The 11310-nt window shown below is 44.8% G+C and carries 6 protein-coding genes; 4 read left to right on the forward strand and 2 right to left on the reverse strand.

Annotation, left to right across the window (positions count from 1 at the left end):
* Positions 1 to 9: 9 nt before the first annotated feature.
* The 3 genes from sppA (at position 10) to VMW01_03970 (ending at position 3758) form a co-directional block, all read left to right on the forward strand.
* On the forward strand, positions 10 to 1776 hold the full coding sequence (sppA, locus tag VMW01_03960) for a signal peptide peptidase SppA (protein HUW05395.1): 1767 nt from the start codon (positions 10 to 12) through the stop codon (positions 1774 to 1776).
* A 142-nt stretch (positions 1777 to 1918) separates the two neighbouring features.
* A complete protein-coding gene (lpxK, locus tag VMW01_03965) occupies positions 1919 to 3004 on the forward strand; it encodes a tetraacyldisaccharide 4'-kinase (protein HUW05396.1) in 1086 nt (361 codons plus the stop codon).
* Positions 2949 to 3758 (forward strand): purine-nucleoside phosphorylase, encoded by an 810-nt coding sequence (locus VMW01_03970; protein ID HUW05397.1) that lies wholly within the window; start codon positions 2949 to 2951, stop codon positions 3756 to 3758. Before lpxK ends, VMW01_03970 begins: the two co-directional genes overlap by 56 nt.
* Before the next feature lie 33 nt (positions 3759 to 3791).
* Here VMW01_03970 and VMW01_03975 read toward each other — a convergent pair whose 3' ends face one another.
* The gene (locus VMW01_03975; GenBank protein HUW05398.1) at positions 3792 to 9407 is read right to left on the reverse strand and encodes a lamin tail domain-containing protein; all 5616 of its coding nucleotides are present in this window, start codon (positions 9405 to 9407) and stop codon (positions 3792 to 3794) included.
* Positions 9408 to 9584: 177 nt separating this feature from the next.
* Here VMW01_03975 and VMW01_03980 point away from each other — a divergent pair, with 177 nt between their 5' ends.
* Positions 9585 to 10574: an aspartate-semialdehyde dehydrogenase gene (locus VMW01_03980; GenBank protein ID HUW05399.1), complete on the forward strand. Its 990-nt coding sequence runs from the start codon at positions 9585 to 9587 to the stop codon at positions 10572 to 10574.
* On the opposite strand, the gene hflX is transcribed toward VMW01_03980, so the two are convergent.
* On the reverse strand, positions 10571 to 11310 hold a 740-nt coding region (gene hflX, locus VMW01_03985), incomplete at its 5' end, for a GTPase HflX (GenBank protein ID HUW05400.1). The genes VMW01_03980 and hflX overlap by 4 nt on opposite strands.

The following is an 11310-nucleotide window of genomic DNA, read 5'->3' on the forward strand; positions in this document are numbered from 1 at the left end:
CCAAATCACATGAAAAGTTTCTTAAAAACTCTTCTGGCTTCGATACTTGGAGTCATTATCGGCTTTGTTCTACTGTTCTTCATATTCCTTGGTGTTGTGGGTGCAATGGTGGCGGCTGGTGATCATACGGTCACCATTAAACCAAACTCGGTGCTAGATCTTAAGTTCGATAGGAATATCGTTGACAGAGCATCGAAAAACCCTTTCGAGGGTATTGGCCTGTTTTCAATGAGGCCAGTTAAGAGCCTAGGTCTAAACGATATTCTTAGCAACATTCGTAAGGCAAAGGACGATGATAACATCAAGGGGATATACCTCGATCTAAACATTCTTTCTGCTGGATATGCTACCGCTGAGGAGATTCGAGCAGCCTTAACTGACTTCAAAACTTCCGGCAAATTCATAATTGCCTATTCCGACATCTTCTCTCAAAAGGCTTACTACCTTGCTTCGGTTGCCGATAAGGTTTATCTAAATCCCGAAGGAGAGCTGCAGCTGTTGGGCCTGCGAAGTGAAATTTTATTCTATAAAAAGGCACTTGACAAGCTGGGCATTGAGCCAGAAATTATTCGTCATGGTAAGTTTAAAAGTGCTGTTGAGCCATTTATGCTCGAAAAAATGAGCCCAGAGAATCGGGAACAGCAACTTACCTACATGGGTTCCATTTGGAACGAGGTTGCCAAGGCCATTGCTACCGATCGCAAGCTCACCGTGGATGCCATCAACACCATGGTGAACAATATAACCATTCGCAACGGAAAATCGGCTGTAGTAAATGGGCTGGTTGATAGCCTAATGTATTTAGATCAGGTTAAGAATCAACTTTGCAAACTATCGGGAGTTGACAAGGAGAGCGACCTGAATCTTGTGTCGTTTGATGACTATACGAAAGTTGCAGAACCAAAGGGGAAGAAGTTTCACAAGGATAAAATTGCCGTGATTTATGCCTCTGGAGAGATTGGGATGGGCGAAGGAGATAATTCCTCCATCGGAGCCGAAGGGCTCTCAAATGCCATTGCTGATGCCCGCAAGGACTCCAGCGTAAAGGCAATTGTGCTTAGGGTTAACAGCCCTGGCGGAAGTGCTCTTGCCAGCGAAATTATATGGAGGGAGTTGGAATTGGCAAAAAGGGTTAAGCCCCTTATTGTATCCATGGGTGATGTAGCAGCTTCAGGCGGATATTACATTAGTGCCCCGGCCGATGTTATTGTTGCCAACCCAACTACCATCACTGGCAGCATTGGTGTATTTGGCTTAATGTTCAATGTTCAAAAGGCCATGGCCGACAAGCTTGGCATTACGGTTGACGTGGCTAGGACTCATGCCCACTCTGACATGCTTACCATGTATCGCCCACTTACTGCAGAGGAAAGAGGTGTTATGCAGGCAGGCGTGGAGGAGGTTTATCACACCTTTATTACTCGCGTTTCCGACGGACGCAAGATGGATATTGCAAAGGTGGATGAAATTGGTGGTGGCCGGGTTTGGAGTGGTGAAAATGCTAAAAGCCTTGGACTTGTAGACGAGTTTGGCGGGTTGAGTGATGCCATAAAGGTTGCTGCCAAAAAGGCTGGCCTTGACGGCTACCGTATTATTGAACTTCCAAGCCAGAAGGAACCCTTTGAGCAGTTCGTAGAGGACTTTTCCTCCGAAGCAAAAGTTTGGTTGCTAAAGGATGAGCTGTCGGGAACTTTTAAGCAATACACCACAATCAAAAATGTACTGAAGAATCAAGGCATTGAGGCCAGAATGCCTTACGATGTTGAACTATACTAGCGATGTTTATACTTTAGTAGTATCAATCGTTTGCAAAATAGAATAGGCCGCTTCCTTGTTGGCCTATTCTATTTTTTTATTTTTTTTCTATCTTGCGAAGCTTTACGCATTTGTAAACTTTATGTTAAATCGCTCAAGCATATTGCTAAAGGTTCTGTTGGTTATCCCAGCAGGCGTCTTCGGAATAATTACGGGGATGCGAAACTGGCTTTATGCGCAAGGGTTTCTTGCATCAACGGAATTTGATATTCCGGTTATATGCGTTGGAAATATTACCGTTGGCGGTACTGGTAAAACTCCTCATGTGGAGTATTTGTTAAGGCTATTACTTTCGAAAAAAGTCAATGTTTCTGCCATAAGTAGAGGATATCAACGTAAAACTAGTGGTTTTTTGGTGGTGGACCCTGCTCATACTGCCAACGAGGTTGGAGATGAGCCAAGGCAAATAAGCCGAAAATATCCCGCTGCTCCCTTCGCTGTTTGTGCCGACCGAGTGTATGGAATCAATTCGCTCCGAAAAGCGTTTCCCGAAACGGAAGTTGTGGTTATGGATGATGGATTTCAGCATAGGGCCGTTCGTCCGGGATTAAATATTGTTCTCATGGATTACAATAGGCCAATTTACCACGACCAGATTCTGCCCCTTGGTAATCTTAGGGAGAGTGCTCACCAACTTCACCGGGCAAATGTGGTGGTGGTAACTAAATGTCCTGACGATGTGAAGCCCATTGATTTGAGAATAATTTTGAAAAGGTTAAATTTATTTCCTTATCAGTCGCTTTACTTTACCCGTTTTGCGTATGGTGTCCCAAGAACCATATGGGGCAATACTGTAATTGAAAGCATGCTGCCCCAAACAACCCCAGTTATGGCAGTTGCTGGAATTGCACAGCCGGAGTTGTTTTTTTTGCATTTGCAAACCAAGTTTCAAGATATTGTAAAGCAGGCCTATACCGATCATCACCAGTTTGGCGAGACGGAGATTTGGGAGATGGCAAGGTTTTTAGAGTTGAACCCCAACGGGTATGTAATCACCACGGAGAAGGATGCTGTGAGGTTGATGGGGTTTACTACCGTTCCCGAAATAATTAGGGAGCGATTTCTTTATATTCCCATTGAGGTTGAGTTTTTAAATAACGGAGAGAAAAGTTTCAATAAACAAATAGTTGAATATGTTAGAAAGGATAAAAGAAACGGCATCCTTCATCAAGGGCCACGTAACAATTGAGCCTGAGGTTGGAATCATTTTAGGAACCGGATTAGGTGGGTTGGTAAAGGATATTACCGAGCAGCAAATTCTGGAGTACAAGGATATTCCTAACTTTCCAATTTCTACGGTTGAAGGCCATTCGGGTCGTTTAATTTTTGGAATGCTAGGTGGGAAAAAAGTTGTTGCCATGCAGGGACGTTTCCACTACTATGAAGGTTACGAGATGAAGCAGGTAACTTTCCCTGTAAGAGTGATGAAACTGTTGGGAATTAAGCGCTTGTTTGTGAGCAATGCCAGCGGTGGAACCAATCCCACCTTCGAAATAGGTGATTTGATGATTATTAATGATCATATTAATCTTCTACCAAACCCACTTTTAGGACCCAACATGAAGGAGTTCGGCCCACGCTTTCCAGATATGAGCCAGCCATACGACAAGAGTTTGATGGCGCTTGCCAAAGAGGTGGCTGCCAAGCAGGGTGTTAAGTTGACAGAGGGATGCTACGTTGGAACAACTGGTCCAACCTTTGAAACCCCCAAGGAATATGAGTATTTCCATATTATTGGAGGGGATGCTGTTGGCATGTCAACAACGCCGGAAGTTATTGTGGCTCGGCACATGGATATCCCCGTATTTGCCATGTCGATTATTACCGACTTAGGTGTCCCCGGCAAGATTGTTCAAGTTACCCACGAGGAGGTTCAAAAAGTAGGCGCCATGGCCGAAAAGAAGATGACGGCAATAATGCAGGAAATGCTCAGAAAATTGTAGCCATTATAAAGCTGTCCATTTGGGCAGCTTTTTTTATAGGTTCCCGGCCACCACTACCGCTTTCTTCTGTTTCTTTACCTCTCCATTAAGGTTGAAAAGTTCAGCCACCACTACGTAAATTCCAATTCCTACCTGTTGGTTCGAGTTATTGAGCCCGTTCCAAACTACGTCGCCAGTTACATCTACCAGCCCGTTGTTGAGCAGCTTGCGCACCTCTTGACCCTTGCTGTTGTATATAGTGATTGTGGCACTCCAACCCGGCGTGCTGAGGTTGAACCGGATGTGTGTAACATCGTTATACCCATCGCTGTTTGGCGAAAATATTTCAGGATCAATTGAAAGCAAACTTGTGTTTGTATCAAATTTCCTAAAGCAGGAGTTTTTTGCTACCGGTGTTGCATAGCCAACCGTTTGAGCCGCCGACTGCCAGTTCGATGGCTCGTCTGGTGGTAGCGTTGGGTTAACTCGTTCCAGCGAAACGCCTTCGGTGGAGGCCAGTATCTTGTAGTGCTGCTTGTCGCTGTATGTAACTTCGTCGATTCGTTCACCCAAAGTGTCAGTTAGAACCACGGTTCCTGCATCGTCGTTCATTGTCGGAATGCTCGCAGCAAAGAAATTTTCTGGTTTTGGACAACTATAGAACGGAAGCACTACGCTTGGACTAGGTGAAAAAGCATAGTATTCATTTGGGAGAATAATCCTGTCTGTGGTACAAAGGCGGCATAACGATTCTAACTCACCCTCGCTGTTCCTCCGGTAAAGATTCAAATCTTTAAGGTTAAACGGAATGGTTGATGGATTGTAAATTTCCACAAAGTCGGCACTTCCGGGGTAGGGGTTAAACAATAGTTCATTAATCACCACCTCCTGCCACTGTGGAAGTCGAGTCAAGGCAAATGGCACCTTGGTTTCTGCAAGGTAATTACCAGCTAAGTCGGTTATTCCAGAATGGATGCTTAATTCGTAGATGGTATTTTCTGTGAACTGCTCTCCGAATTTTAGCACTACAGCCTTTGTTGGATTACCCTCGAGCGTTAATTCAACTATTTCATTCTGATTGTCGGTGGAGAAGTATTCCGCTGAAATAGTTTTTGGATTTAGACACTCTGAGAATGTTAGTAAAAGAAGGTCGCTTCCAGCAATTGAGGCTGATAGTATTCTTGGGGGTTGTGTGTCAGGATTACTTTGCATTACAGAATTTTCCCTGCCGGGTGTTCCTCCTGTTGGATCGTTGGATGCAGCCCAATTCCGCTGATTATCAGACAAATTATTCGCGTCAATTTTTTCAAGTGAATACCCACCATCGGCTTTTGGGCTATCGCCATACCAATTGCTACTGTAGCTCACCGTCGATATGGTCTTCGCTATTTGGTTGGTGAGGAGGATTGTTGCTCCAGCATTTGCCAGAGAAGGGAAGGACGAAATTCCAACGGCTCCGGTATTTCCCAGTTCACCCTGAGTTTTACAACTAGTGGTTGTTAGGGTTAAGTAATGAAATGGTAAAATACTTATACTGCCAAGGGAAGCAGTGTTATTGCCAACGGTTAAATGCCAGCCATTGAGGGATAATGTGTCGGATGTTCGGTTGAACAACTCAACATATTCACATTCGGGCAAACCTATGGCAGGTGTTGGGTCGGCCATGATTTCATTGATTACAACGCTGCCAAAATCAACAAAAGGGTCAAGGTCTATATTTACGCTGTCGCTGCTGGTATTCCCTTCATTGTCTTTTAGACCGGTCCATGCTACTGTTATGTGCCTTGGAATGTTGCTATTGCTCACCCAATAGATTTTCTTGCCTTGCAGTGATAAGGATTGCGGTGGAATCTCCTGCCCGTTTGACCAAATCCGTATTGCATTATTTTGTATTTCCAAGTTGGCTATCTCTTCCGAAAAAAGTAGCCGCAGGGCATTGGATTCCGTGTAAGTCGCAGTTACCAGTTTTGGCCCTAATAAGAAGCGACACGCTGATATGTCATCAGCCCAAAGGAGACCTGCGCGAGTTGCGGTGTAACGATAAACGAGGCCGATGGTGTTTACCTGTTTTAATAGTGTGTCGTTAAAAGAAAATTGCTGGTGGTTGACTTCTAGGATTTGCTTACCATTGGGCCTACATAGAAGGCTAATAGAGGCAGCCGTGCTTTCGCTCCACAGTACATTTGTGGAAACCAACTCTTTCTGAGCAATACCTTTATTGATATACCATACCTTAAGGGTGTCGGAGTCGCCAGAAACATTCACCCCAATGGCATAACCAGTAGGTAGAAGGGTGGAAGAAACTTCTTGGTTATAGCTTACAAATAGGTAAAAACTATTATCGGAAGAGGGATTCCAATCTCCATTTTTGACCACTGCACTTACAATTCCAGCATCCTTGGTGAGGTCAATGGCACCGGGAATAGCCAGCGTTGAAAGATTTCCGGATGGCAGTCCATTGTGCCTTAATGAATAGGTGCCGTTGAGGACAGTTGCTTGATCTATTTTCCAGTCGGCTATCGATTGCCAAGCGGGGAGTTCGCCCGACTCAAAATCTTCGTCAATATCGCAACCAACTTTATCGGCAACTTCAAACACGAATTGGGTATCAGGCAGACCATCACTGGTTATATACGCCCAAAATTTCCCAGTATTATTTATGGACATATAATTAGTGGTTGCAACTCCTTGAATAAAGATGAAATTGCCGATGTTGCTTGTTTCGCTGGAGATGTCGGTAATTAAAAAGCTTAACGGTGACATAAAATCCTTGTCCAGATTGTTATATTCATCAACTGCTCTGAACGTGATGTTGAATGGTTCGTCCTTTGCAACCATACTGTGCAGATCGCTTGCTATGGTCGTTGCGGCAACCTCCTGTTTAATTGCAGGAGAAAGTATGTCGTAGTCAAAAGTTTCTGCAAATAGAGAACTTCCACTACTTGTTTCCCAGCTGTGGTTTGCTGCTGGAATTTTTAGCCTAAACGTTGCGTTGTCTAGAGCATCTTTCTGGGTTGGTCTTGCCCACAATGTAATGGTTTTTGTTGTTCCGTTGGAGATTGAAAAAGCACTAGTTGAAAAGGTTAGTGTAATTTCCTGTGATGAAATTGTTGCTGTAGCTATCGGTAATGTTGATCCATCAGCATACTTCAATATCAACTCTTTTATTGGCTTCAACGGGATCGTCGAATCTTCAGGAACAACCTGAATAATGGCTTTGGTAATGGTGGTTGGTAGCGTATCGTTTATGCCCGTGTCGACAATGTTGAAGGCCATTACAAGAATGGAGTCTTGGCTGCTGGTTGCTAGAGCACAGGACGAAATTGTCAAGGAGGATTGGATGATTCTTGAATCATTATCAGCAACGGTTATGGTTGTAGTAGGAGCATCTGCAAGGTTCTCCGCCGTGGCATAGAGCGTGTAAACGCCTGAATTTGTAAAAGTGATGCCGTAAAACAGTGCTTTTCCTGCGGCCGCAGTTGAGGTGAATGTGGTGATTTTGCCACTGCCATCTTTGAAAACCAAGGTGACTTGTTTGTTACAGTCAACGTCAGGGTTGCCATAGCTGTCTATGGCGTCCACCTCAGCATCAAATGGTGCTCCAACCCCAACAGTTGTTGGCATTTTTTTAACGATGAGTTTAGCTGCAGTAACAGTTATGGTAAAGGGGGCGGAGATAATATCCTGAGGAAATGTTGAGGCGAATGTGGAGCCAGTCGTTTGTGCAGAAAAACCATGGTTAACGTTTGGTATCTTAAGTTGAACTATTTCACCATCTGTAACCTTGTCGTTTAGGCCAACTGAAACTATAACCTCCTTTGTTTCTCCTTCGGCGACGGTAATGGCTCCGGGGAGAATCGGTATGCTGCAAGAAGTTTTGGTAAATGTTGGATTTCCAAGGGCAATGGTTTCGTTATTAACGTGTATGGTAAAAAAGCGAATGGCTTTTGTCCAATCGGCAGCATTGGAGAGGGCTGCGTTGAATAGTGAAATACTGGTGACAATGGTGGGCAGCCCGTCGCCCCCCTTGTCGCTAACGATAAATTTCATAGCGGTTATGGCGCAGGCGTTGGATGTACAACCTGCCGGAATTGATGCACTTTCCGATTGTTCTACGGGTGCCTCAACAGTTGAGGTGGTGTCGTTCAGTACCACTATTGGCTCTGATATTGCTGCGGGTAATCCTGCTGCTGTTACCTTGAGCGTAAACGAATCATTGCTACTGTATGTCAGGTTATCCCACGTTACCATACCATTGGCCATGGATTGTGTCTCCCCCGATGGAACAGAAAGATTCCCTGCACCCGAGTTGAGGGAAAGAGTTGCCAATGCTGAGTAGTCGGCATCAACATTACCGGAATGATCGGTAGCTGCTGCAGTAAGGGAGAACGGTGCCGCTTTGGCTATAAATTGAGGAGCATTGGCTACTTGTAGTTTTGATGCCAGAACTTCCAAGGTGTGGCTGGCTGTGACTTCTGTCCCAAAGTTGTCAGCAAAGTCGGACCCAGAAAGCGCAGCCATCCAGCCACTATTTTCGGGAGAAATTTTTAACCCCACACTTTCGTCATCGGATGCCGTGATCTGCGATTTCAGCCAACCCCAAAGGGAGAACTCTTTTGTTGCTCCTTCCTCAACTGAAATAGCACTCTCCGCCATTTCAAGCGTAATGGAGTTAGCATCAATCTGAATTAAGTTAAGAGGAATAGGTAGGTTGTTAAATCTCAGTTCAACGCTTTTTAGCAAGTTGCTTAGGCTGACGGTTGTGCCGCTGCTTTTCTCAAAGATCATGCGCAGGGGCTTGGTTGGCAAGCCGTCTCCACCAATGTCGTGTAGAGAAAAACGGAGCAACTCTTTTGCACTTGCTTGCGAGGTGTCGGTGGTGGCAATTTGCTGTGAAGGCACTTGCTCAATGGGTTGCTCCACAACTGTAGTTCTATCGTTGGTGTTGAGGGGGACGAAGGTTGCAGAAACGTTATCTATCCATAGGTTACGGTCGGCACTGGAGGTATAGGTGTAGCTAACCACAAAGTTTTGCATGGTGCCAAAATCGGTATTGCTGAATGAGCCTAACGTTTCCAAGTTGGCAAACGTACCATCCATACCCGCTCTAAGCGTCCATAGTCCTGAGGCCGTGCGCTCCACCTCAATGGCTGCTGGTTTGGTTGTTCCAAACGTTGTTTCCCAGTTTAGGTCTGTTTCCAGCAGTAGTTGAGGAGGTGCTTGCGCATTCAACAGAAAGTAAAACTTGTAAATCTTTAGCTTATCATCACTTTCATTGATATTTACTCCAACTGCATAGCCTGAGAAAAGTGTGCCAGCCTTCATTTGAGCGGGAGTTGCGCTCGACATTAAAAAGGCCATCCAGTGGTTGGAGGCGGAAGGGGCATAGCCATGCTTTACCTGAAAGCGCCAGATAACTGTTCCTTGGACAATGCTAGGTATATTTAAGGTTGCGCCAATGTAATCCACATCGGCGATGGAGTTATCGTAGGTGTGCTTTAGTGAGTAGATACCATCAATAGGACGATCGGTGCTGGCCGACCATCTCCCTGCAGGCGATTGAGTCCATCCTACGATTGCACCGGATTCAAAGTTGTCTGATAGTTGCCCCATGGTATTCGTTGCCAATAGGATCAGAACCACTACGGCCAAAAGTTTGGGTGTAGACATGGCTATAGACTTTAGGCTGAATAAATTACAACTTTTCTTGATGGAAGTAAAGACTTTTGGCCATAAATTTTATTCTTATCACTATTTTTAGGGAGTTGTTTGGTGTGTTTTTTTGTTAGATGGCCAATCAATATTGGGCTTAAACAATTTGGTATAGAAATATTAATTCTTGTCAAAATGAAGGTTGCTGTTGTTGGTGCCACCGGTTTGGTGGGTAGCGTTATGCTAAAGGTGTTAGAGGAGAGAAATTTTCCTGTAAGCGAGCTTATCCCAGTTGCATCGGAGAAGTCTGTAGGGAAGGAGGTCGTTTTTAAGGGAGCAAAAGTAAAAGTAGTTTCGGCAGAGGAAGCGCTGATGCGAAAACCACACCTGGCAATTTTTTCTGCAGGAGCATCAATCTCTAGGCGACTTGCCCCGGAGTTTGCAAAGATTGGCTGCAGGGTGGTGGACAACTCCTCGGCATGGCGAATGGATCCTGAAATTAAGCTGATTATTCCTGAAGTTAATGGTGATTTGCTAACACCGGAGGATATGATTATTGCTAACCCTAACTGTTCAACCATTCAGATGCTGGTGGCATTAAATCCATTATATCGCGAGTTTGGCATTAAGCGCATAGTGGTTTCAACCTACCAATCGGTAACTGGTACTGGGGTTAAGGCGGTTCGACAGCTGGAAAATGAGCGTGCCGGTATTGAGGGCGAACGTGCTTATCCACATGCTATCGACAAGAATTGCATTCCTCAGTGCGATGTTTTCACCGATAATGGCTACACCAAGGAGGAGCTGAAGCTGGTGAACGAGACGCATAAAATATTCGATGATAAAAGTATAGCTGTAACACCCACGGCTGTTAGGGTTCCAGTGGTCGGAGGCCATTCGGAGAGCATTACAGTTGAGCTAAGAAGCAATGCAACCAAGGATGATGTGATTCAGAAACTTCGTCAGGCTCCAGGAGTTGTAGTCCTTGATAACCCTTCAAGAAATGAATACCCCACGGCTCGTTTTGCTGAGGGACGAGATGAGGTATTTGTGGGTCGAATTAGGTCGGATATTTTTGTATCGAACTGTTTTAACCTTTGGGTTGTTGCCGATAACTTGCGCAAGGGTGCTGCCACCAACGCTATTCAAATAGCAGAGCTGCTACAGTTTCACTGCTGGATTTAATCCTCCTGCTCTGGAATGTTGTTGTATCCTGGATAACCCTTGGCGTGCTGGCTGAAAGGAAAACGCTTTCCATAGGCGGAGCGTACCATCACAAGAAGTTCGTTTTTTAAGGCATCAATGTTTATGCCTTTTTTTGCTGAAACAAATATGCAAGGCGAGTTTTCCTTTGCCATGTAGCTGTTCTTGAGGTCGTCGAGGCTTATGTTTTGTCTAGTCTGTGGTGAAAGGTCGAACTCGTCCTTTTCTACAAAAGAGAATGCATCAACCTTATTAAAAACAAGGTATACATCCTTATCGGTAGCGCCAATCTCTTTTAGCGTTTCGTTTACTACTTGGAGTTGCTCCTCAAAGTTGGGGTGAGATATATCTACAACATGCAGCAACACATCGGCTTCTCTTACCTCGTCAAGGGTAGATTTAAAACTTTCAACCAGCTGGTGAGGTAGCTTTCTGATAAAACCAACCGTGTCGGAGAGCAAGAATGGCGTCCCATCAATAACCACCTTGCGAACGGTAGTGTCAAGAGTTGCAAAAAGTTTGTTTTCAGCAAAAACTTCCGACTTGCTGAGGCTATTCATGAGTGTCGATTTCCCAACGTTAGTATAACCAACTAGTGCCACTCGAATAAACTCACCCCGGCTTTTCCGCTGGGTGGCCATCTGCTTGTCAATTTTGATTAGCTGATCCTTTAACCGGCTAATTTTATCGCGAATAATTCGGCGGTCAGTTTCAATTT

The organism is Williamwhitmania sp., assembly GCA_035529935.1.
Lineage (GTDB): Bacteria > Bacteroidota > Bacteroidia > Bacteroidales > Williamwhitmaniaceae > Williamwhitmania.